This is a genomic window from Pseudophaeobacter sp. 1A09344 (assembly GCF_041008745.1).
Taxonomy (GTDB): domain Bacteria; phylum Pseudomonadota; class Alphaproteobacteria; order Rhodobacterales; family Rhodobacteraceae; genus Phycobacter; species Phycobacter gallaeciensis_A.
Map to the genome: position 1 here is coordinate 1 of NZ_JAXGFS010000012.1, position 20,489 is coordinate 20,489.

A 20,489-nucleotide genomic window follows, 5' to 3' on the forward strand; every position below is an offset into this window, starting at 1 on the left:
GCTCTTCCGCATCGTTTGTCTCCTCGTTTGGAGAACAGGCTAACTTCAAACCGCGGACTTTTCAGGGGAGCAGGTCAAAGGCTTTGAACAAAAAAGGCCTGAATCTGGTTCACGACAACGATGTCCCGTTCGGTGTAGATTGGACGCTAGACATCGCGGCTTTAAGGGAGACTGAAAGGACGCAATTTGTCGCCCTTGATGTAGGGGCTAATACTGGTCAGACACTTCAAGCCTTAGCCAACCGGTTTCACAACAGACAGATATTCTGCTTCGAGCCTGTGAAGAATACCTTTGCCGCATTGCAGACCAAAGCGGCAGGTTATGAGGGCGTCGAGGTCTTTCACACGGCAATGAGTGATAAGGTCGGCACTATTGAAATGCTAGCCGAGGGAACAAGCGGGCTGAACAGGGTCTTGGAGGCGGATGTACCTGGCGGCTCCCAACAGCAAATCGAAACGGTGCATGCCACCACTGTAGATCAGTTCTTGGCGGAGCGGCAGTTGTCCAGGATCGGTTTGCTAAAGATTGACGTAGAGGGTTATGAGATGAACGTTCTCCGCGGTGCGCAGCGTGCTATTGCCAGCCGCAGCATTGATTTCATCCTGTGTGAATGCGAATTTCAGGACCGACCCGGCGAACCGCACGGCGACTTCTTTGAAATATTTTCTCACCTTACCCAGCAAGGCTTGCGATTGGTCTCAGTATACACGGGCGGAGTGGATCAAAATGGCTGGCGCTTCGGCGACGTTCTATTCAGGCTTGAACAATCTGAAAATGGAGCATTCATGAATGCTCCGCGCAGCATTTTGGCCAAACGCTGATGTCGCATTTTGTTCTCTGAGCAGTTGATAACGACCTTCAACGCTCCGCGTCGGCGTATCCGATGACAAATTGATTTGGACAGCCGCAAAAATTCAAAGAAAAATCGGTTTAAGTTTCCAGATAGGTACAGCCGTCTTGCCAACGGCAGAATATATGGCGCTCGAGGGTCATCTGATCACGACTTGAACAGCCGCAAAGTCCGCATCCCTGCCGTTCGAAGGTGGTCGGCGGCTGCGCCTGCGGCGAAGGTCAGCTCTTCCTTGCGCGCCTGCGCCATGGATCGCTCGCCATGTCGCCAGATCCGCCGACTTTGCAAAGGTCGCTATCTGCGCAAACCAGTCAAAGCCACATGCGCCCGCCCCAAAGGGGACGAGATCACCACATCACCGCCTCAGAATAACCCGACCCGCGTTTCGAAGTTGGAGATGATCAACTCGGCTGCGTCCGTCGCAGCGCCCGATGATACGGTGTATTTCAGCGCCACCTCTTCAAACCGGAAGGCTGCGAAGATCTCGCGGATCTCCGGCCGATCGTTGATCGACAGAATGCAATTGCCGCGGATCCCGGCCATCTGGTCGGCCATCGCCTGGAAGTGATCGCGCTCAAACATGCCCTTGCCGCCTCAATCAAGCTTGACTCAGGTGGCCTGTATTGCACTGTTGTGTACAAGCTTATGTTGTTGATAGGTTAGAAACATGGCTAAAGACCCGAAGGAACTATACGATATCCCAGTCGAACTTTCCTGCCCGCACTGCAGCGATGGCATCAAGCAACCATTGCGACGGGTACAAGACGGAACTTTTGAGTGCGCGTGCCCGTCCTGCCGACGCGACATCCAGTTTCATGACGAACAAATCATCCGAGCGCTCCTCGAACATGGCAATAAACTTGATGCGCTGCGCTGAACGTTGGGAAAGTGGTAGAGTAAGTTACCTTCCGCAGGATGTATCAGTAACGCACACAATCAAATAGCATTTTACGTAACCACAAATCGCCGACCTGTCGGCCAACTACTTCATCTTCCAAAACACCTAACTGCGGCGCGCGTCTGCGACAGACACCGGAGGTCTGGTAAACGCCGTTCCATAAACAGAATAAGGCCCCGCCAGATGGCGGGCCTTGTCTTTTCGTGATCGCCCTACTTTACGCCGAGTTCCGCCAGCTTACCGACCACCAACCGGCGCAACACCGCCTCACTGGGCCGCAGCCGCGCGATCGCGTCAGGCACGGACTCGCGGGCATAGGTGACGGCCTGCTCGACCAGCACATCCTTTCCGGCGCCGGGGCCGTCCTCGATCGCGGCGCGGGCGCCGCTCATCAGGGCGCTGTGCAGGGCCTCGCGGTGGCGGGCCTCAATCTCAAGGCCGAAGCGTTGTTTGGCCACCTGTGCGACGCCACCGATCAGCACTGTAAGAAGCAAGCTCAGGCCACTGATCAGCGCGGGCTGAAGCTGTTGCAGAATGTCATTCCAGTTCATGGGTTAGTCCTCTGTTTGGGATTGGGGAAAGCGGTCGGCGGATTAGTTCGCCAGCCAGGGCAAGAACTGCGCAAGGAAGGCGCGGATCCCGGTGGTTTCGATTGTGGGTTTGGGCTTCGGGGACTTGACCGGAGGCAGGTCCAGCAGGGCCGAGTGCAGGGCGGCATGCGATTTCGGGCCGGGCAGACCGTCCACCTTGAGACCGGCAGCGCGCTGAAAGGCGCTCAGATCCGTTGCGCCATATCCCAAAAGCACCAGCTGGGCGCGTAGGGTCCAGCGCTTGCGCTCGGACAGATGATTGTACCCGCCGTTGATCCGGCGCGTGACGGCCCGGATATCACCCCGGTCGGCCAGCGGGTTCAGGCCGCGTTCGGACCAGTACCAGAGCGGCCCCAGCCCCTCCCAGGGATCGAGGTTCACCGCATCCGGGTCAGCCTCAAAATCCGGCGCAGTGGGATCGAGGCGGCGCACCCAGGCGGTGAAGGCGCGGTAATTGGCGCGCCCGGTGATCTGCATGCCGGTGCGGCCCCGGAACCTGTAGCCATCGCCATCCCGTTCCGGCGTGTTGCCGAGATCTGTGCGGATGTCATAGCGCGCCTGCGCCGGTGTCGGACCCCAGATTTCCCGGTCATAGCGGAAGGCGCCATTTTCCAGCAGCACCTGCCCCAGCAGGAAGGCCAGCCGGTGCGGTTGGCTCAGGCCCAGATCGTATCCGTAACGGTTCAGGGCCAGCAGGAAGGACTGCGCATTGCGCGCCTGGTTGCTGCCCGGCGCGATCGGGCCGGTGATCTTCTGCAGGGTTTCAAAGGTGAGAATGTCAGGCATGGAAAGCCTCCAATGCAAAAGCCCCGCGCAAGGGCATCCTTGACGGGGCGGTTTCAGGGTTCGGGGGATCAGGTCAGGGTTTGGCGCGGGTCAGCCATTTGGCCAGCAACACCTCGGCGCCACGCGGGCCGATGTAAGCCGCCAGCGCCACAATGCCGGTGCTGACCGTGGCACTGGCGCCAAGGTAGCTGGCGATCGCTTCCCCGATGATGGCCATGCCAAAGGCCACCGGGATTTCCCAGAGAAGCTCCGGGCCGAAGAAGCGGCGCTGCCCTTTGCGCACCTCGCCGGAATGCCACATCAGGCGACCGATCGCGGCGCCCACCAGCGTTGTTGCCGCGCCGCCGATCAGATTGGACAGCCAGTCCACCAGGCCAGGTTCCGTCATCTCACCAACCATTCTTCTACATCCGCGCTCACATCGCGCATCTTGATCCAGCGCGCGCCGGTGGGCTGCCCCTTGAGGAGCCGCAGTTTTCCCATGAGCCCCACCGTGTCCCATTCCGGTCGGTCAGCGCGCGGCGTGTAGTCCTGTGAAGGGTCATAATCCGGGTTCAGCTTGCGGCGCTGCTGCGTGACGCGCTCAGCATCGGCCGGAACCGTGACGCCATCCGGCACCTCGTCAGCTGCGTAGCTGTGCTCGACGTCCCGGGTGGTCTGGCGCTGCACCTCTGCCATGCGCTGCTCCCGGTGGACCGCCTGAACCTCGATTTTGTTCTGCGACCCATCCGCCAAGGTCTCGGACGTCGCGACCATAATCGGCTGGCCTGCTTCGTCCACCAGCGGGAACTCATCGAAGAGCGGCACCTGTACGGTTTCAGTCACGGTTCTTTTGACCGCAACGCCATCGACCACCTCGATCACCTCGCGGGTGCGCTCCTGCGTTTCGCTCGCCTGTTCCTGAACCGTCTCGGTTTCAGTGACAACCTCGGTCCAACTCAGTGCCTCGTAATCTTCCCAGACGTAGGCCCCGAAGGCGTCCTTGAGATACTTGCCCTTCCAGCGATCAATATCTCCGTCACCGATCACGGATGGGTTGGCAGAGATGACACCGATCGGATCTTCACCGGGCAGTGCCAGCCGGATCTTGTCACCATCCAGAACAACAGAGAGACCCCGCCGATCCTCATGGCCCGGGTTGCCATCTGCCCATTCAAAGTATTCCGCATAGTCGGCACCGCCGCCTGTGAACGAGCCGTCTGCGAAGCCATTTCCGTCTCCCCTAAAGAGGAACTCCAAGTCAGAAATCCCACCAGACAACATGCGCATGAAGTCGTAAGAAGATGACGCTACCCGGTCGGCGCGCAGATCACAGACCCTGGAACTGAAGCTGGCGTTTGTGTTTACAAATCGCGAGCTAACCTGATTGGCGCCGTCTTCTACGTCTAGCCGGTATACAGGTACAACTCCGACACCAACGTTTCCACTTGCGTCAAGCGTAATACTGTCAATACCACCTGCCCGGCCTGTCATTGTATCGACGCCGTGGTGGTATACCCACCCGCCCGCGTCTCCGTCAGATGTGTCGGAAAACAGCAGTTTACAGATTGACGTGTCGTTCCCGGCGACTGTGATGCCCGAGCCAGAACCGCTGGCGTCACCTCCGGGGTGCGTCAAGATGGTCGTAATGGAGTCCCTTGGGTAGACGCCTGCACGACTGCCGCCAAGCCTTGCAACAACCAGCGGGTCGTCTGGGGAGGTATCGCCAATCCCCACTGCACCGACGCCCGTCATCGTAACGCCGACCGTCGCCCCACTAGAATTATAAAAGGACTTGGTCCCGTTCGTGGACAGGAGGATACTCCTGATCCCCGCCACCCTCAAATCAACCGGGTGGTTCGAGGTGGTCCCGATATTCAGATCTGATGCGCTTGCCCCCAGCACCGCCAAGACCCCGGAGACGGCGTTTATCAGATCCAGCTGCGGCGCCTCCAGCGCGGTAAACTTCCCCGCTGCAGGGGTATCCAGCCCCACGGTTGTGGCGTTCAGCGCACCGCCAATGATGGTGCTGTTTGTCTTCAAAAAATCGATCAGCGCGATCAGCTCCGCCCGGTGGGTGGTGGCAAAGTGCTGGAACAGCGCTGACATCTTGGTGTCAAAGTCCGCCTCCGCCGCCGATCGCTGCGGGATCGGCGGGAAGTCGGAGAACTCCGGATAGCTCATGGCCTCTTTGTCCTATTTCAGTGTTTTCATGATCAGGGGGAATGTGCTTTCGCCCGCCACATCCAGCGGCTGGCCGTGGTCATCGAGGAACCCCAGCCCCTCGATCCCGTAAGTTGGCCCTGTGCCCGAGGCGTAGAAGGCCGTCGCAAGACCATCGATCTCGGCCATGATGTCCATCACGCGCGGCGCCTGGATCGTCGGCACCAACAAGGCCACCTCGATCTTGCGGGTGGAGCCGCGCTTCACCAGGATCTCATCGCCAAAATCGTCATAGCCCTTGCGGCTGTGACTGACGAAGGAGATGCGCGGCAGGTTCATCACCTGCCCCAGCAGATGGTTCCGGCCGAGAACGATATGGCCAACCTTGGCCGTAGCCCCAACCGCCGCGATGGTGATGTCGATGCGGTGGCCGATGTAGCCGGGAAAGCCGTTCAAAACCTTCTGGCGGGTGTAGACAATGCCGCCGAAGAACCAGGTATAGACGCTGACCACATGGCCGGTGTCGACCATCATGAAGGTCTCATCATAGATCCGGACTGCTCCGTCCCGGACCTCGATCCGCACCGACCCGGCGGTGAGACCAAAGAGCGCGATGGCATCGCAATCCTGCGTCGGGGTGATCGAGTAGGTGATCTGGTCTGGATGCGACGCCGTGTTGGAGCGCCGCTGATCGAAGGCAGACCAGCGGTTGGTGGCCCGCAGGTCGAACCACCAGCTGCCATCATCCGTCAGGGGATCATTGCCCAGGTTGCCATCCTGCATGCTCTGGTAGATCCGGTGCGAGGTGAGCGAGATCACCAGATCATTTTTGGCGTAGGTGGTGCCCGCCGCCCATTCCGGATGATCATCCTCGGGGATATTGGAGGCTGTCAGCTCGGCATCGGTGACGGCCATCGGCGCGATGATGTTGAAGTCCATCAGACCCGCACCTCCGGCTGCCCGGCTTCATCCCAGTCCTCCAGGAACTGCGCGATCTTGCGCACGAACAGCTCCATGCTCTGCCCCTGCACCCCGACCTGTTTGGCCAGGGCGTTGACGCTCTGCACCACGAAGCGGTTATCCAGCATCGCCACGGACTCCGCATGGCTGTGAATGCGGGAAGCGCCGGTGCGCTCGATCTCCCAGCCGCGCTCCCCGACGATGCGCAGACCGCCTGCATGGGCGCCGCCTGCAGCGAACTGCGGAATGCCGCCCAGCCCCCGGATCTGCGCCCGCAGGCGCTCCAGCCGGTCGTTCCTGCCGCTGATCCGCTCATTGTAGTCCCCGATCTTTGCTTCCAGACCATCGGCGCCCCGGAAGGCCGCATTGAAGGCCGCAAGCCCCGCGCCGCCGCTGGTGTAATCCGCGCGATAAGCAATCGTGCCATCCTCCCGCTGACGCAGGATGGCGTCCTCGCCCTCCCCGCGCAGCAGCTTGATCCCGGTGGAGGCCTGCAGATCCTCGATCTGGCCGATCAGCTCGGCGCCCCCTGCCCGCTTATCCTCTGTGCGGTCTGCCAGCCCGGCGCCACGTATCTGCAGGGAGGCAACCTTGGACTGTGCCTGCCGCTCTGCCGTGTCCAGCCGCACCGCCGCGCGCAGATCCCCCAGCATGGCGCGCAGGTTTTCCATCGGCTGCAGCAGATCCCCAGTGGCCGAGGTGAGATCGCTGAAGACGGTATCCGCCGTCAGGCGGACCGCGCCGCCAAAGCTGAGGCGCCCGGCCTGCCCCCGCGCCCCGATCAGATCCTGCAGGCGCGTCAGCCGCTCCACGGTATCGCCGCCCTCCCGGGTCAGCGCCACGTTCACCCGGCGCGACAGGTTGGCGCTGCGGGTCAGCACCATGGCGCGGGTGTCCGGATCAAGATCCCGGCCCAGCTGCAGCATCAGCTTGCGGCGCAGTTCCTCGGTATTGGTCAGAACCAGCTTGCGGGTCTGCCGGTCCAGATCCTCGCGCAGCACCAGGTCAAGGCTGGCCACATGCTGCGACAGGGCATGGGTGGCAATCCAGCGGTCCGCCGCCGTCAGATCATCGCGGCGGATGATGAAGTCCAGCGTGGTGCGGATCCCGCTGTCTGCCTGCTCCACCATCCGGCGCAGCCAGCGCGGCGCATCATCCGCCAGCGTGACCGCCACATCCAGCGCGCCGACCAGGTCGTCATAGCTGAAGGCCTCGGCCTGGCTGATGGCATCCTCCAGCGCCCCGAGGGAAGTTTCAAATGCGCTGACGGTGCCATCCCAATCCGCGGCCAGATCCTGCACGCCCTGGCTCAGATCCGCGATCTGATCGCCGGTCAGCCCTTCAAGCTGCAGGAAGCTGCCAAGCGAGGCCAGAACCTCGATCTGCTGCTCGTAAAGACCTGCCAGAACCTCATCATTGCCGCTTTCCAGATCCGCCACCCCAGCCGCAAACCGCAGCTGACCCTGCACCTCTGCCGCAATCCGCCGGTATTCCAGCGCAGATCCCGCACCGGCCCGGGCCGATTGCAGATAGGACCGCGCCAGCTCCGGCAGGCTTTCCGCTGCCGAGAGATCCCCGCTGCGCACAGCTGCCAGCGCACCGTCCAGCCGCGCCCGCTGCGCCGCCTCGGCCTGCGCCGCGCTGGCGCCGGTCAGATCGCCAGTGATCAGACCATCAACCAGATCGCGGAGCCCACTGCCCGCACGCCGCCAGCTTTCCGCCGTGGCGCGTTCTTCCGATACCCGGGCGCGGGCCGCATCGATCTGCGCGCCAAGCTCGCCGCCGATCTCCCCCACCATGCCCGCCAGCTCGGCGGAATAGGCGCTGACCTGCGGCAACACTTCGGCCATGACACCGGACATCTGCAGAAGGCCAGCGTAAAGCTCGCGCCCGTGTTCCGTGGTGGTATCGATCCCCTCGACCAGTTCGCGGAAGCCGTCCCGGCTTGCAGGCATGGCCACACCGAGATCCCCGAACTCTTCGCGCAGGCGCCGCAGGATCACCTCCGTGCGCTCGCCCTCGGAGTAGAAGGCCCCGAAGTAGGCCGAGACAGATCCCGCCATGGCCTCGACGCCGCCAAAGAGATCAACCAGGTGCGAGGCCGCATCGCCGCCCTTCAGAGAGGCATCAAAAAGACCATGGCCGAGGAGATCCGCCGCATCGTTGACTGCAGTGAGGCTGCCCGACAGCCGCCCCAGCGTATCAAGCGCGGTTTCTCCGGCGCGGCTGAAGTCATCCGTGCCCAGCACCAGCTCGGCCATTTCCGCGCCGGTCTCTTCAATGCGCGCCCGCAGTTCCTCCTGGATCTTCTCCTGGCTCTTGCCATTGGTCCAGAGCGTGAAGCCTTCGCTGGTAAAGCCCTCCAGCGCCTTGGTGCCAAGGTTCAGCGAAGCCGCCATATCCTTCACACCGTCGGTGAGCCCGGTGACGCTCTGATCCAGCGCCGCCTCGAAGTCTGCCTCCAGCGGCTTGTAGTCGGTGCGGTTCGAGCGCAGGAAGCCGCCCTTGTAGAAGTCGATCGAGGAGCCTTCAAAGCCATCGGCGCCAAAGCGCCCCCGGATCCCCGAGCCTGCGTATTTGCGGCTGAGACCCTTGGCGAGGAGCGCAATGCCACCCAGCACGAGACCCGCCGCAGGTAGCGCCGCCCCAAGCGCGCCCCAGCCACTGGAGGCGCCGCTGACCAGCCCGCCGAGGTTGGCAAAGCTGGAGCCAAGGCCGCCGCCAGTCAGAACACCGCCAAGGCCGGAGCCGATCCCGGCGGCAATACCGCCCCCGCCAACAAGACTGCCGACATTGCTCAAGATCCCCAGCGGGTTCACACCACCGCCGCCACCGCCCAGCACGGCAGTTCCTGCGCTGGCCGCGCTGCCGGATCCCGTGACCGACAGCCCCAGTGCAATCTTCAGCGTGTTCTGCGCAAAGGAGGACGCCAGATCCGCCAGCCCGCGTTTTGCGGCCTGTTTGATCCCATCCCAGAGGCCCTCAAAATCCCGCAGGCCATTCGCCACCCAGTCCCCGAAGGAGCGCGCCACGCCATCCACCGCAGAGGACAGCGGACCGTTCAGTTCATCGGACAGGTCCTTTGCCTTTTTCCTGGTCTTATCCAGCTTGTCCTTGGTGCCACCGCCGGATCCATCATCCAGCGTATCGTTCAGATCCTCGAGGCTGTCCTTCAACGCATCGGCGCTGTCATCGCCCGCATCCAGTTCCGCATTGGCGCTGTCCATCTGCAGCGTCAGGGTCTTGAGCGCAGCCGTTGCCTTACCCCAGCCCTCGCGCACCAGCCCCTTGGCCTCTTTCTTCAGCGCCGCGCTGCTGTTTGCAGCCCGCACCGCCAGCGCATCGTACCTCGCAACGCCTTCAAAGGCCCGGCCAGAGGCTTCATTCAGCGCATCAAAGGCCCCCGACATGCCCGGGATGTTCTTCACCCGGACCGCAAGCCCCGACAGGAAGGCGGACCAGTTTTCCGAGATCGTGCCCATCATGCGCAGAAAGCCTGCCTTGACGGTCTCCCAGACAGCACCAAGCGCCGGGCCGATCGATCTGGCACTGGTCTTGATCCCCAGCCAGACGCCCGAAGCCAGATCGCCAAGCGCCTGCAGCGCCATGCCCCAGCCACCGGTCGCTGTGACCAGCTGGTGGAACTTCATGGCCAGATACCCCGCGCCCACAACCAGCGCGCCGATCCCGGTGGTGATCACCGCACCGCGCAAGAGCACCAGCCCCCGCGACAGGCCTTTGATCGCAACACTGCCAAGCGCCGCGCGCGTCGTGGTGGCCCCGAGCGCCATCTCCAGCGCCACCGCGGACTTTGCAGCCGCGAGGAACCGCACCGGCGCCAGCGCCACGGTGGAGAGCATCCCCGCCATCGCCACCCCCAGCGGCGCGGTCAGCTTCAGAGTGAGGCCCAGCCCCACCGCCAGCGGTCCCAGCGCCGCCGCTCCCGCCGCGCCAAGCGCAATCACCCGCTTGGTGCCCTCGCCCAGCCCGTTGAACCATTCCGCAACCGAGGCCGCGCCATCGCTCACCGTCTGCATCGCAGGCACCAGCGCGATGGTCAGCTGATTGGCCAGACCCCGTCCGGCCAGGCCCATTCGCGACATCGCATCATTGGCCGTCTCCAGCCGGTCCGCATCCACTTCGGAGATCGCCACGCCAAAGCGGCCCACATCCTCAGCCGCAAGCTTCAGGGTGGCGCTGTCAATGCGGGTGAAGATCAGCCCGGCCCGGCTGCCGAAGAGATCCGAGGCCACCGCCGCGCGCTCTGCCTCCGGCACATACTCCGCCAGCGCGCCCTGGATCCGGGCCAGACGCTCATCGAGCGGCAGGCGCTGCAGATCGGAGGCGTTCAGATGCAACCGCTTCAGCGCCTTGGCCGCAGCGCCCGATCCGCCCGCCGCCTGGCTCAGCCGCTTGGTCAGCTGGATCGTTGCCTGCTGCACTTCTCCGATCGACACGCCGGACAGATCCGCCGCCCGATCCAGCACCTGCATGGATTTGACCGTGGTGCCGAGGGATTGCGCCATCTTGGCCTGCGCATCCACCATCTGCAGGCTGGATTTGACCGCCACCGCAGCGGCGCCCGCCAGTGGCAGGGTCAGGCCCAGCGACATACGCCGCCCGGCCTTCTCCATATTGGCGCCCATCCGCAGCATGCGCCGCTCGGTCTTGCCCATAGTCGACTGGGCCCGCTTGGCGCCGCTTTCAAAGGCAGCCGAATCCATGGACAGAACGCCCCGAAGAGCGCCGATAATTGCGGCCATCTCATGCCCCTCTCTGATTGTGGAAGTGCAGGCTCATCAGCGAGGCGCGCAGCTGCTCCACAGCCTGCGCATCGCTTTTCTTGTCCCGCGTGTTTTTGCTGGATGTCTCATTCCCCGCCTTGGTGAAGTCGGGGATGGTCTTCGGGCTGTGGAATGCATGGCTGATCAGAACCGCCAGCTCCTGCTGCAGCACCCGCCGCGCCTGGACCTGGTCGTTCTTGCCATCGATCACCGCCCGGGTGATCTGATCGTATTCCCGCAGGGTGACGGCGCCAAAGTCATCGTGGTGCAGACCGAGCCTGCACCACGACCGGTAAAGCGCCTGCCAGTCTACGCCCCTGCGGCCTGCCCGTTTCCCTCGCTGTTTCCCTCTGCGTCCTCATCGGGATCAGCGTCCGGATCTGCCTCGGCAGGGAAAGCAACCGCGATGGCCTCGCCAAGAGAGGTCAGCACCTTGCGCACGCCGCCAGCCCCATCGACCAGGGCAACAGCCTCGTCCCGCTCGCCGCCCGCGCCATCGTTCATCACGGCGGCCAGCACCGAGACCACAAAAGACGCGCCGCCCTTGCCGCTGATCAGATGATCCACCAGCGCATCAAAGGGCTTGCCGTCATTTTCCGCTTCCATCCGCATCAGAGCGGCGGTCGAGAACTTCAGCTTGTGGGTGGTCTTGCCCACTTTCATCTTCGCGTGATTGATCATACCGCTGCCGTCCCTTCTACCCAGTCAACCGCGCCGGTGGTGCGCAGCTTGAGATCCGTCATCAGATCGCCATCCTGGTCGGTGGTGGGGATCGTCGGAACCACATAGGCCTTGTAGGCAAAAAGATCGCCCGTGCTCTGCCCCTCGCCCGCAGGCAGCTTTGCCCGGAAGAACACCGGTTTGCCTGCTGCGTTATAGGCCGCCGCCTGCTTGTAAAGCTCGGTCGAGTAAAAGCAGTTGAGGGTGATCTCACCGCCATCCTTGAGGCCAAGGCCCCATTCCTTGAACCGGCCCGGACTGTCCAGCGACGTCCGGTCCCGGTATTCCTGGTCAACCTCCGGGATCCCGATCGTCTTGCAGCCCTTGATCACCGCAAAGTTCGCGTCCACCCCGTCGACGGACCATTCCATGTCAACGAGATCGCCCGGAATGACATTCTCTGCCATTGGCTTCTTCCTTCCATCATTTGTTGATTGAGCCGGTCACCCGGCCAGCGGTCAGGCGCGGTAGCGCACCTGAATGTCCAGCATCTGAAGCCGGATCACATCGCCGCCGGAGGGGTTCGTCCCATCCCGGCGGGATATCTCTTTGCAGCGGATCACAGACCCGCCGCGATAGTCAGTCAGGGTCTGCGAGACCTGCCGACCAAGCGCGAAGACCTGATCCGCATCACCCGAGTAGACATTCACCTGAATGCGCGCGGTCTCGACATCGGCGCGGCTCTTCAGCGAATAAGCCGTGGCATTGCTGATCCGCTGGATGGTGATGCGCGGGAACGCCTCACCGGCGTCAAAATCATCGAACCCGCCCCAGAGCGTCGGATGGCCAAGCGGCTCCAGCGCCGCATAGATATCGGCTTCCATCATGTGCCCGCCCGCGCGGCCTTGCGCCGCGCGCGCTCCACGGTCTTTTCGATCTCGGCCCAGGTCTCACGCTTCAGAGTCTCCAGCATTTGGGCCTTGTTGGCATCCCAGGCGGGCCGCATGAAGGGCCGCGCGGGCATCGCACCGACAAATCTGCCGGTCGAAGCCTGCACCCGTGGCCCGGTGCCGAACTCGTAAAGGTGGCCGTGTGGTGCATCGCTGCCATCCGGCTGCACCGGCCCCACATAAAGCACCACCTTGCTGCGCCCCCGGTCCCCGCGCGCCTCCCGGGCCTGCCGGGCCGTCAGCTTGCTGGTGACCTTCACCGTGAAGGGCGACAACGCATCGGCCATCGCTGCCACCGGCTGCAGCGCCTTCTTCATCGCCCGCCGCTGCACGCCCTTGGCCGTGCCCCGCGCAAGCTGACCCAGCGCCCGCTCGATGTCACCGGCGCCTTCGATCTTCATCTTGACTGACATGTCAGAGATCCTTGCCTCGTCGAAAAATTCTCAAAAACCTCAAACCGTTAATCTCTCCGCAACTGGCACATTGTTAGGAGATCGATAGTCCCAAGGCCGCTGCAGTCCGCGACGTCATCCCCTCACTTCACCCGTCGCGGGCTGCACGACATTGGCCATGCCCCGCGTCAGCTGCCCCGGCACCCATTCGATGAGATGTCAGGGATCCTTGTCTCATCAAAAAAACTGCTCAAACGCTCATTCCGTTAATCTATGAGTAATCCGAACAGTGTTAGATTAGGATCGGACCGAGAAGTTGCAGCCCGCGGCGCTCTTTCTATCTCGACACAAACGTCGCGGGCAGCACGCTTTGGAACCCACCCCCCTGAAGCTACCGGATCTTCCAGGCGGTGATTTCGATCCACCGCCGCCGCCCGATTTCCTTGCTCCCGGTGATTTCCCAATCCGCGCCCTCAAAGCGCAGCCGGTTCGCCCCGAGGATCGCCGCAGCCCGCGCGGAATAGCGCACCGTAAAACGCGCCTCCGCCTTCTGCTCGACCGCTCCGGCCCGCCAGCGCTCCCCGTCCGACAACGCCTGATAGCTGGCGGCAACCGGGAACAGCTCATTCCATCCGTCCTTGGTCTTGTTGCCCGTCGGGGATTTGGCGGTGACCGCCTCAAGGAAGGTCACCGTTCGATCCAGCCGCCGCCCCATCAGGCCACCTCGCAGGGGCGCTGATAACGGGCCTGTTTCATCAGAAGACGCACTCCAAAAGACAGGCGCGGTGCCTCATCCCCCTCGATCGAGATCCCGGCCTCAAACCATTCTTTCGCCAAAAGGAAGATCGCCTGCCGCGCCCGGTTCAAGACATTGGCATCGGCGCCGCCAACCCGGGCCTGCACCCGCAGCAACTCGCCTGATACGCCATGCCCGGCCCAGCTGGCCCCAAGCACCAGCTGCGGTTCATCATGGGCCTGCTGAACCCATGCGCCATCCAGCGGCTGATCGATCCAGCCGCCCGCGCCATCATCCACCGCAAGCGCCAGCAGCTCCTGCACCGGCAAAACCGGGAACCACCAGCGCCGCCAGGCCCCGCGCACCACGACAAATTCAACAGCGCGCGGTGTCAGCGGGCGACCGGTGGCCGTGGCGACAACGGCTTCCGCCGATTGCAGCGCCAGCTGCAGCGCACCGTCATCGTCCAAATCCTCCGCAGCAATGTGAACCGACCGCTTGAAGTCGGCCAGATCCACACCTGCCGGGATATCCCCGGCCTCGATCACCCGCATCAGACCGGCCCCTTACGACTTGGCGCCCTGTTTCGGCGGCGCGCCGGCGGTCTTTTCCGCCTCGCCACCAGCTACCGGATCTGCGGGTTGCGCAGGGGCGGTAATGGCCTCGGCTTCGCGTTCCATCAACGCGGCTTCGCGCGCCGCCAGCTCATCCTCGCGGGCCTGCAGTTCAGCGGCGCGCACCGCCAGATCCTGCGCGTCGGCCTCCAGGTCAGCCGCTTCACGCTCAGCGGGCTTGGGGCGATCCGGGTCATAGGGCATGCAGGTGCCCTTCGGCCAGTTGGCGATCACCGCCGGTTCGAACCCGGCAACGTCGCCCTTCACGTAACGGCCATGGGTCTTGAGGAATTCCACGATTTCTTTTGCCATGTCAGCAATCCTTGATGTCTGGAGAAAGAGAAAAGCCCCGGCGATCACCGCCAGGGCCGAAGCTGCATCCGCTTTGGAGCGGCCTTAGAGGGTCCAGCCTGCGCCGTTCAGACCCGCGATCGCCGCGTCATGGGCGGGCGCCATGTCGTGCTCTGCAATGGCGCGCATCAGGGTCAGATCGTTCTGATAGGCCGAGACTGTATCGCCCGCCTGGTTGACGTAGGAGGCTTCGGTGCTGGAGGCCAAGGTGATCTGCTGAGAGTCACCGATCATGATTTCGCTGAAGTCGGCAAAATAGATTTCGGTCTCATCACCGCCAACGCCAAGGTTATCGGGAACCTGCGAGGTGGTGCGGATAGGCGCGCCGTGCAGGGTGCCATTGTCATCGATCGACGGGAAGACTTTGAAGCCATTGGCCCAGCGAAGGCTTGCGAGGAAGTTCTTGGCGCTGGCCCGCATGATCCAGCCCGGATTGATAAGGCCGACATCGGCATCCTCCACCTTGCTGACGATCGCGCGGATCGCAGCCTCTACCGTCGCCGCATCCTTCACCGCGATGGTGGCCCAGTTGGCAACCGGCGCCCACTGGCGCAGGCCCTTCGGCAGATTACCGGTGCCGTCAAAGCGCAGGAAGGCCAGGTCGTTCTTCAGGCCCATTTCCTTGATGATATCATCCCGCACCATCAGCGCGATCGAGGCGCTGGTATGACGCAGGAGGGAATTGCCGATCGGCACCAGCGAGGTCAGCTTGCGGAACTTCTCCTCGACCTTGTCAAAGGTCGGCTCGCTTTCCACGATGGCCGCGTTTTCCCCGGCATAGGCCGCGCTGGAGGGTGTCGCCTGCCGCGCATTGCGCAGCTCGCCTGCGGGCATGTCATGCACCCGGGCGCCCGATGCGCGCACCGTCACCTTCGGGCGCAGCAGCTCGATCACCGCCTGCCCCTGCGGACGCGGCAGCGTCACGCCACCGGCGCTTTCGCTGGCCCCCGACAGGGCCGCAGAGATGGCGCTGTGCCCGTCCTGCTCCAGCCGCTCCACCGCCTTGTCACGGTCACCCTTGGCGTTGATCAGGGCATGGGCCATGAACCCGACCTCAATCCCCTCCTGCCCCGCGGCCTTGGCCTGTGCGGGCGCAGGCGCGCCGGTCCCCGCGCCCGGATTGCTGCCGCCGGTGCTGAGCTCCGAGGTCGCGGTATGGGCCTTTGCCTGCTCCACGGCTTCAGCGCGCTGAACGCGGGTCTGCAGCCCTTTGAACTCCGCTTCGGCAGCGTCAAATTCGGCCTGTGCCGCCTCGATCGCGCTGGCCTCTGCATCACCCGCAGCTTCCAGATCCTCGATCGCCTGGGCGGTGGTTTCCATCTTTCCCGCTGCCGCTTTCAGCATGCGGCGCAGATCATTGATATCCATGGTGCTTGTCTCCTTTGTCACATGGAACAGGCTGCAATCGCGCAGCCCAAAGACCCCGCCGCCTGCGCTGCGAGGTGATCACCGGCAAACCTGCCAATGAGAATTCAGAGTGAGGCTTGCGCCCGTGCGGCTCGGGCCTTGGCCAGGTAGGCGCCTGACCGGCGCCGGGTCTGTGATTGCGGCTGCGGCGCGTAAGCTTCCGCGATGCGGGTCAGGAACTCCGCAAGGGTTTCCTGACCATCGGCCAGACCGCGATCAATCGCGTCCTGCCCCCAGAACACATCGCCCCCATCCGCATCGCTGTCCGTCCGGCTCATCCGCCCCGGCACATCGCCCGCAGCAATGCCGCGCCCCTCGGCAACATCCGCCAGGAACTCCGCTTCCATTTGGTCCAGCCGGATCTGCGACAGGCGCTGCCCCTCTTCGCTGGACAGATCCGGTCGCTTGGCACCGGCATGGGCCGAGGTCTGGATAAAGACCTGATCGCCGCCCGATCCGGGCTGCATCGGCTGCGCGCCGGTCAGCATCGTGCCCACCGAACCGACCCAGCCCCCGGGCGTCAGGGTGATATCGCTGCATTGGCTGGCCAGCCAATAGCCCGCCGAAGCCGCCAGCGGGTTCACCAACGCATGCATCGGTTTCACCAGCACCGCCGCGCGGATCGCCTCGACCGCCGCCTGGACGCCGACCACAGAGCCGCCGGGCGTATCAAACAGCAAGGCTGCCGCCTGCACCTCATCGCTGGTCGTGATCGCAGCCATTGTTTCCGCAAGCCCGTGATAGGTGGACCAACCGAAAAAGCGTTCCAGAACCGCAGAATTGGGCGTCAGAATGCCGCTGACCGGAACATAGGCAATGCCGCGGTGAATGGCGAAGCGCTGGCCCCGTTCAAACGTGATCCCCTCACCCGCCGCCTGGATCGACGGCAGCGCCGCAACCTCCTGCCCCGGCAGATCAAGGCCCAGCATCGGCAGGCCGATTTCGGAAATCGCCAGCGGCGCAGCGCCCATCAGGGCGGCAACGGTTGTGCAGCTCATGTGTCTTTCCCTTTCGTGTCCTTGCTATCGTCCCGCGTCATGTTCGGCGCCGGGTTCATCTTGTCCCCGCCCTTGGTCGGAGGCAGGCCAAGCTTCGCGCGCCCCTCGTCTGGCGTGTAGACCGGCCCGCCAACCGCCTTTGTGACGGCCTCAATCTGATCCTTGATCGTCGGTTGCAGCAGCGCGCCGAAGTCATGGCGCAGGAACAGCCCACGCTCCCGCTCGCCCCGCGTCAGGATCGACAGCGCCAGCGTCTGCTCCGCCAGGCCAGACCAGTGCAGAAGGCAATCCGTCAGATAGTCGATCGCCTGCTGTTCCCCGTTCGCCTTCACGCCATATTCCAGCATCTGAAGCTTTGACGGCGGCATGCGGTAGATCGCGGCCAGCTGTTCCCGATCGAACTTGCGGCTGGCCAGCAGCTCCTGGTCCGCAGCCGTCAGGTCCAGGCTCTTGATGTCATCATCCGGCCCCAGGACCGGGATCCCATCGGACTGCGGATTGGTCAGATGCTCCTTCAAGCGCCGCGCATTGCGGCTGCGCGCCTCGTCATCCTCATAGTGATCGCCCAGCTTCATGAAGGCCTTTGCATGGGCGCCCGAGACCGACCGCGCCGCCGATTCCTGCCCGGCGAAGGCAAGGCCAACCGACTCCGCCGCAACCTGCAGCGGGGACCGGCCTGCCCAGCCATCCAGCGCCAGGTAGCGCAGATGCACCATCGACCGGCTGGCTGCGCGCCGCTGCACACCGGCCCCATCGGTGAAGTCATAGAACCGCGACCGGCCAGCCCGCAGCGGGGTGCAGGCGGTCTGGTCGATCAGCTCGATCATCTCCAGCTCCCCGCCCCCATCGCGCGGCCCATAGGCAAAGCTGTTGCCCCGCAAAGCCCAGGCATAGACCAGGGCAAAGCGCATGATTTTCGCAGGCACACCGTCCGAAGCCTCGACATTCAGCAGATAGGCCGCCGGGTGATCGCGCACCCGAACCTCCTGCCCGTCGCCTTTGCGTTCCCAGATCTTCAGCGGCACCTTGGAGAGATCCCCGGCGATATTGTTGCAGCAGGCAAAGACCGTGCCGTGCTGCTCGCCCCGCTGCGGCGTCACGCGCGGCAGCCGCTTGTTCACCGGGCCGCCCCCACTGCCCCAGCCGATTTCCGTCAACCAGGGCTGTGGGCTGGCCGTGCTAGAGGTCTCCGCCGCCGCAGCCATGACAGGCGGTTCAACGCGCTGCACAACGGTCTCATCCGAACCGCGCGCAATATCCCATCCAAAGAACCTCATACGACCTCGACTTCCCGCGCCTTGCGTTTCTCTTCCCCCACCTCGGCGCGCCCCAGCGCCATGATGGCGGCAACCGCCGCATCAATGCGGCCCGTTGATTTCTTCTTGTTCGGCTTCACGTTCTCGGCGGCGTCCTCGTCCCGGTGGACGTTGCCGACCTGCCAGCCCAGCACTGGATTGCCCCCGTGCCGGATCTTGTTCTGGGCGACCTTCTCTTCAAACCGCTTCATCGGGTTCGACATCGAGGCATAGCCCTGCCGATGCTCGACCATCGGGAACCGCCGCTTGTCCAGCTTGTCCGCCAGGTACTTCATGCCCCAGGGATCATAAGCGACCTCCTGCAGATCAAACGCCTTGCGGATCCACTCCAGCCGGTTGACCAGCTGGTCCTCATCGATCGTCCCGCCCTTGTGAACCTCCAGCCAGCCCTGATCGCGCCAGCCGACATATTCGCGCTTTTCCGTCTGCGCCCGCTGGATGAACCCCTTCGGCCCCTCCGGAATGAAGGTGTAGGTGATCAGGTAGATCAGCCCATCCACCGGCACCGCCACCACGATGGCCGTGGTGTCCACCTTGTTCGACAGATCCAGCCCCACCCAGGCCTTGCGCCCATAGAGCATGGCCGGATCAAACGGCGCGCAGGCCATGCCCTGGTCCCAGACATCCCGGGCGATCCATGTCTCCGCGCCCTCGGTCCAGAGGTTCAGGTGGAACCGCTTGAAGTTTGGCATCCGACCCGCAATGGCCAGCGCCTTTTTCAGCGTGTCCTGCATCGCCTCGACCTTCTTGCTCACCCCAAGGTTCGGATTGCCCATGGCCCAGAACTTCGGATCTGCCGGATCACAATCGGCCGGCGGTTCCGCGATGAACCCGAAAAAGCTGTCATCCTCGACCGCGCCGCGCAGAACGCTTTCGCCATAATCGCGCAGCTCGCCGCACAAGGACGCCCGGTCCTGCCCGGCGGTGGTGATCACCCAATCGATCGGCTGATCCCGCGCGATCATCGATTCCACGATCGTGTCCGCCAGTTCCCGATCGGTCCAGCGGTGCATTTCGTCCCGCGCCAGAAAGCTCGGATTGATCCCGTCCGACGAATTGCCATCCCGGCTGAGACAGGCAATCAGCCCATCCGTGCGCGGCGTCTCGATCGAGGTCCGCCACACCTTCATCACCTGCCCGAGAAACGGCGATCGCTTGATCATCCGTTTCATTTCCTTGAACAGCAGCCCCGCCTGATCCTTCGTCGTGGCCGCGCAATAGCCCTGCGGCGCGGCCTCGCCATCAAACAGCTGCGTGTAGAGCATCGGCACGCCCGTGTCGGTCGTCTTGCCGTTCTTCTTGCCCACCTGGTGATAGGTGGACCGGAACCGGCGCAGGCCGGTTTCCGCATGTTTCCAGCCAAAGACCGACCCGTGCCGGAACTCCTGCCAGGGTTCCAGCTTCAGCGGCCTACCCGCCATCGGCCCCGTGGTGTGCTGCAGCATCCCGCCCCAGCGGATGATCCGGCTGGCCGCCTCGCAGTCAAAGACCAGCCCGCGATCGGCGCCCGTCTCCAGATCCATCAGGTGCCGCTCGCAAGCCATCCGCACCAGGTCACCGGCGACGATATCGCCCTCGACCACGCCAACGGCATAGCGGGAAACCGGGTGATCAATCGGTTCCATTCAGTTGCGCCATAACCTGATCAAACAGATCCCCCTGACCACCGGCGCCGAGGCGCGCCTCATCGACCGGCGACAGACCGAACAACGCCGCGTCCCGGCGCATGCCCGCCATAGCCTCTTGCTGGATCCCCCAGGCCGCCCGCTTCTTCTGCTGGATCCCGTTGCGGGTCTTGGTCTCGTAATAGAGTCCCTCGACCGCCAAGCAGGCAGAAGCCGCAATGAAGTTCGCAACGCAAACGCAATAGCTCGCGAACTGGTATTCATAGAGCGGCTCCAGCCTGTCTTTCTTCACCAGCTCCGGCGCCAGCTCGTCCCAGACCTTGCGGGCCTCATCCTCCAAAAACTCCGGCGCCTCCGGCACATGCTTCTGAATGTCGCCTTTCATGGGAACCACGTTCTGCAGGTTCGGTTTCTTCCCCTTCATCCCGTT

At 63.5% G+C, this 20,489-nt stretch carries 22 protein-coding genes; 2 read left to right on the forward strand and 20 right to left on the reverse strand.

What is annotated here, in order from left to right:
- Positions 1–821: FkbM family methyltransferase (locus SM765_RS18225; RefSeq protein WP_368981661.1), on the forward strand; the 821-nt coding region annotated here is incomplete at its 5' end.
- Positions 822–1,213: 392 nt separating this feature from the next.
- Here SM765_RS18225 and SM765_RS18230 read toward each other — a convergent pair.
- On the reverse strand, positions 1,214–1,432 hold the full coding sequence (locus SM765_RS18230; RefSeq protein WP_274835823.1) for a DNA adenine methylase: 219 nt from the start codon (positions 1,430–1,432) through the stop codon (positions 1,214–1,216).
- 85 nt (positions 1,433–1,517) lie between these two features.
- Here SM765_RS18230 and SM765_RS18235 point away from each other — a divergent pair, with 85 nt between their 5' ends.
- The gene (locus SM765_RS18235; RefSeq protein WP_274835822.1) at positions 1,518–1,727 is read left to right on the forward strand and encodes a hypothetical protein; all 210 of its coding nucleotides are present in this window, start codon (positions 1,518–1,520) and stop codon (positions 1,725–1,727) included.
- Positions 1,728–1,960: 233 nt separating this feature from the next.
- Here the strand turns inward: SM765_RS18235 and SM765_RS18240 are convergent, their stop codons facing one another.
- From SM765_RS18240 to SM765_RS18330, 19 genes are all read right to left on the reverse strand, one after another.
- On the reverse strand, positions 1,961–2,299 hold the full coding sequence (locus SM765_RS18240) for a hypothetical protein (protein ID WP_368981662.1): 339 nt from the start codon (positions 2,297–2,299) through the stop codon (positions 1,961–1,963).
- A 42-nt stretch (positions 2,300–2,341) separates the two neighbouring features.
- Entirely contained in the window at positions 2,342–3,124 is a 783-nt protein-coding gene (locus SM765_RS18245; RefSeq protein WP_368981663.1) for a glycoside hydrolase family 19 protein, read from the reverse strand.
- Positions 3,125–3,197: 73 nt separating this feature from the next.
- On the reverse strand, positions 3,198–3,512 hold the full coding sequence (locus SM765_RS18250; RefSeq protein ID WP_368981664.1) for a phage holin family protein: 315 nt from the start codon (positions 3,510–3,512) through the stop codon (positions 3,198–3,200).
- Positions 3,509–5,287, reverse strand: a complete 1,779-nt coding sequence (locus SM765_RS18255; protein ID WP_368981665.1) for a peptidase G2 autoproteolytic cleavage domain-containing protein — start codon at positions 5,285–5,287, stop codon at positions 3,509–3,511. The genes SM765_RS18250 and SM765_RS18255 overlap by 4 nt, the downstream gene beginning before the upstream one ends.
- A 12-nt stretch (positions 5,288–5,299) precedes the next feature.
- Positions 5,300–6,205, reverse strand: a complete 906-nt coding sequence (locus SM765_RS18260; protein WP_368981666.1) for a hypothetical protein — start codon at positions 6,203–6,205, stop codon at positions 5,300–5,302.
- Positions 6,205–10,989 carry a hypothetical protein gene (locus SM765_RS18265; protein ID WP_368981667.1) on the reverse strand — a complete coding sequence of 1,595 codons (4,785 nt, stop codon included), beginning with the start codon at positions 10,987–10,989 and terminating at the stop codon, positions 6,205–6,207. The genes SM765_RS18260 and SM765_RS18265 overlap by 1 nt, the downstream gene beginning before the upstream one ends.
- Before the next feature lies 1 nt (position 10,990).
- Positions 10,991–11,221: a hypothetical protein gene (locus SM765_RS18270; protein ID WP_368981668.1), complete on the reverse strand. Its 231-nt coding sequence runs from the start codon at positions 11,219–11,221 to the stop codon at positions 10,991–10,993.
- Positions 11,222–11,319: 98 nt separating this feature from the next.
- Positions 11,320–11,691: a hypothetical protein gene (locus tag SM765_RS18275; RefSeq protein WP_368981669.1), complete on the reverse strand. Its 372-nt coding sequence runs from the start codon at positions 11,689–11,691 to the stop codon at positions 11,320–11,322.
- Positions 11,688–12,137: a phage tail protein gene (locus SM765_RS18280; RefSeq protein WP_368981670.1), complete on the reverse strand. Its 450-nt coding sequence runs from the start codon at positions 12,135–12,137 to the stop codon at positions 11,688–11,690. The genes SM765_RS18275 and SM765_RS18280 overlap by 4 nt, the downstream gene beginning before the upstream one ends.
- A gap of 51 nt (positions 12,138–12,188) precedes the next feature.
- A complete protein-coding gene (gene gp17 / locus SM765_RS18285; RefSeq protein WP_368981671.1) occupies positions 12,189–12,557 on the reverse strand; it encodes a tail completion protein gp17 in 369 nt (122 codons plus the stop codon).
- Positions 12,554–13,033 (reverse strand): HK97-gp10 family putative phage morphogenesis protein, encoded by a 480-nt coding sequence (locus SM765_RS18290; protein WP_368981672.1) that lies wholly within the window; start codon positions 13,031–13,033, stop codon positions 12,554–12,556. Before SM765_RS18290 ends, gp17 begins: the two co-directional genes overlap by 4 nt.
- Before the next feature lie 370 nt (positions 13,034–13,403).
- On the reverse strand, positions 13,404–13,727 hold the full coding sequence (locus tag SM765_RS18295) for a head-tail adaptor protein (RefSeq protein WP_368981673.1): 324 nt from the start codon (positions 13,725–13,727) through the stop codon (positions 13,404–13,406).
- Positions 13,727–14,302, reverse strand: a complete 576-nt coding sequence (locus tag SM765_RS18300; RefSeq protein WP_368981674.1) for a head-tail connector protein — start codon at positions 14,300–14,302, stop codon at positions 13,727–13,729. Before SM765_RS18300 ends, SM765_RS18295 begins: the two co-directional genes overlap by 1 nt.
- A 12-nt stretch (positions 14,303–14,314) precedes the next feature.
- Positions 14,315–14,674 carry a hypothetical protein gene (locus tag SM765_RS18305; RefSeq protein WP_368981675.1) on the reverse strand — a complete coding sequence of 120 codons (360 nt, stop codon included), beginning with the start codon at positions 14,672–14,674 and terminating at the stop codon, positions 14,315–14,317.
- 84 nt (positions 14,675–14,758) lie between these two features.
- Positions 14,759–16,081, reverse strand: a complete 1,323-nt coding sequence (locus SM765_RS18310; protein WP_368981676.1) for a phage major capsid protein — start codon at positions 16,079–16,081, stop codon at positions 14,759–14,761.
- 104 nt (positions 16,082–16,185) lie between these two features.
- Entirely contained in the window at positions 16,186–17,118 is a 933-nt protein-coding gene (locus SM765_RS18315) for a S49 family peptidase (protein ID WP_368981677.1), read from the reverse strand.
- On the reverse strand, positions 17,115–18,395 hold the full coding sequence (locus SM765_RS18320; RefSeq protein WP_368981678.1) for a phage portal protein: 1,281 nt from the start codon (positions 18,393–18,395) through the stop codon (positions 17,115–17,117). Before SM765_RS18320 ends, SM765_RS18315 begins: the two co-directional genes overlap by 4 nt.
- Positions 18,392–20,059 (reverse strand): terminase large subunit, encoded by a 1,668-nt coding sequence (locus tag SM765_RS18325; protein ID WP_368981679.1) that lies wholly within the window; start codon positions 20,057–20,059, stop codon positions 18,392–18,394. Before SM765_RS18325 ends, SM765_RS18320 begins: the two co-directional genes overlap by 4 nt.
- A complete protein-coding gene (locus SM765_RS18330; protein ID WP_065271001.1) occupies positions 20,046–20,483 on the reverse strand; it encodes a P27 family phage terminase small subunit in 438 nt (145 codons plus the stop codon). The genes SM765_RS18325 and SM765_RS18330 overlap by 14 nt, the downstream gene beginning before the upstream one ends.
- Between the last annotated feature and the right edge of the window lie 6 nt (positions 20,484–20,489).

What these genes read in the sequence shown, in the direction of transcription:
- SM765_RS18290 (WP_368981672.1), bottom strand. Translation starts at nt 13,033, where the DNA reads ATGTCAGTCAAGATGAAGATCGAAGGCGCCGGTGACATCGAGCGGGCG.
- SM765_RS18330 (WP_065271001.1), bottom strand. Translation starts at nt 20,483, where the DNA reads ATGAAGGGGAAGAAACCGAACCTGCAGAACGTGGTTCCCATGAAAGGC.
- SM765_RS18295 (WP_368981673.1), bottom strand. Translation starts at nt 13,727, where the DNA reads ATGGGGCGGCGGCTGGATCGAACGGTGACCTTCCTTGAGGCGGTCACC.
- SM765_RS18300 (WP_368981674.1), bottom strand. Translation starts at nt 14,302, where the DNA reads ATGCGGGTGATCGAGGCCGGGGATATCCCGGCAGGTGTGGATCTGGCC.
- SM765_RS18230 (WP_274835823.1), bottom strand. Translation starts at nt 1,432, where the DNA reads ATGTTTGAGCGCGATCACTTCCAGGCGATGGCCGACCAGATGGCCGGG.
- SM765_RS18320 (WP_368981678.1), bottom strand. Translation starts at nt 18,395, where the DNA reads ATGAGGTTCTTTGGATGGGATATTGCGCGCGGTTCGGATGAGACCGTT.
- SM765_RS18235 (WP_274835822.1), top strand. Translation starts at nt 1,518, where the DNA reads ATGGCTAAAGACCCGAAGGAACTATACGATATCCCAGTCGAACTTTCC.
- SM765_RS18245 (WP_368981663.1), bottom strand. Translation starts at nt 3,124, where the DNA reads ATGCCTGACATTCTCACCTTTGAAACCCTGCAGAAGATCACCGGCCCG.
- SM765_RS18255 (WP_368981665.1), bottom strand. Translation starts at nt 5,287, where the DNA reads ATGAGCTATCCGGAGTTCTCCGACTTCCCGCCGATCCCGCAGCGATCG.
- SM765_RS18275 (WP_368981669.1), bottom strand. Translation starts at nt 11,691, where the DNA reads ATGATCAATCACGCGAAGATGAAAGTGGGCAAGACCACCCACAAGCTG.
- SM765_RS18240 (WP_368981662.1), bottom strand. Translation starts at nt 2,299, where the DNA reads ATGAACTGGAATGACATTCTGCAACAGCTTCAGCCCGCGCTGATCAGT.
- SM765_RS18310 (WP_368981676.1), bottom strand. Translation starts at nt 16,081, where the DNA reads ATGGATATCAATGATCTGCGCCGCATGCTGAAAGCGGCAGCGGGAAAG.
- SM765_RS18250 (WP_368981664.1), bottom strand. Translation starts at nt 3,512, where the DNA reads ATGACGGAACCTGGCCTGGTGGACTGGCTGTCCAATCTGATCGGCGGC.
- SM765_RS18315 (WP_368981677.1), bottom strand. Translation starts at nt 17,118, where the DNA reads ATGAGCTGCACAACCGTTGCCGCCCTGATGGGCGCTGCGCCGCTGGCG.
- SM765_RS18280 (WP_368981670.1), bottom strand. Translation starts at nt 12,137, where the DNA reads ATGGCAGAGAATGTCATTCCGGGCGATCTCGTTGACATGGAATGGTCC.
- SM765_RS18325 (WP_368981679.1), bottom strand. Translation starts at nt 20,059, where the DNA reads ATGGAACCGATTGATCACCCGGTTTCCCGCTATGCCGTTGGCGTGGTC.
- SM765_RS18260 (WP_368981666.1), bottom strand. Translation starts at nt 6,205, where the DNA reads ATGGACTTCAACATCATCGCGCCGATGGCCGTCACCGATGCCGAGCTG.
- SM765_RS18265 (WP_368981667.1), bottom strand. Translation starts at nt 10,989, where the DNA reads ATGGCCGCAATTATCGGCGCTCTTCGGGGCGTTCTGTCCATGGATTCG.
- SM765_RS18305 (WP_368981675.1), bottom strand. Translation starts at nt 14,674, where the DNA reads ATGGCAAAAGAAATCGTGGAATTCCTCAAGACCCATGGCCGTTACGTG.
- gp17 (WP_368981671.1), bottom strand. Translation starts at nt 12,557, where the DNA reads ATGATGGAAGCCGATATCTATGCGGCGCTGGAGCCGCTTGGCCATCCG.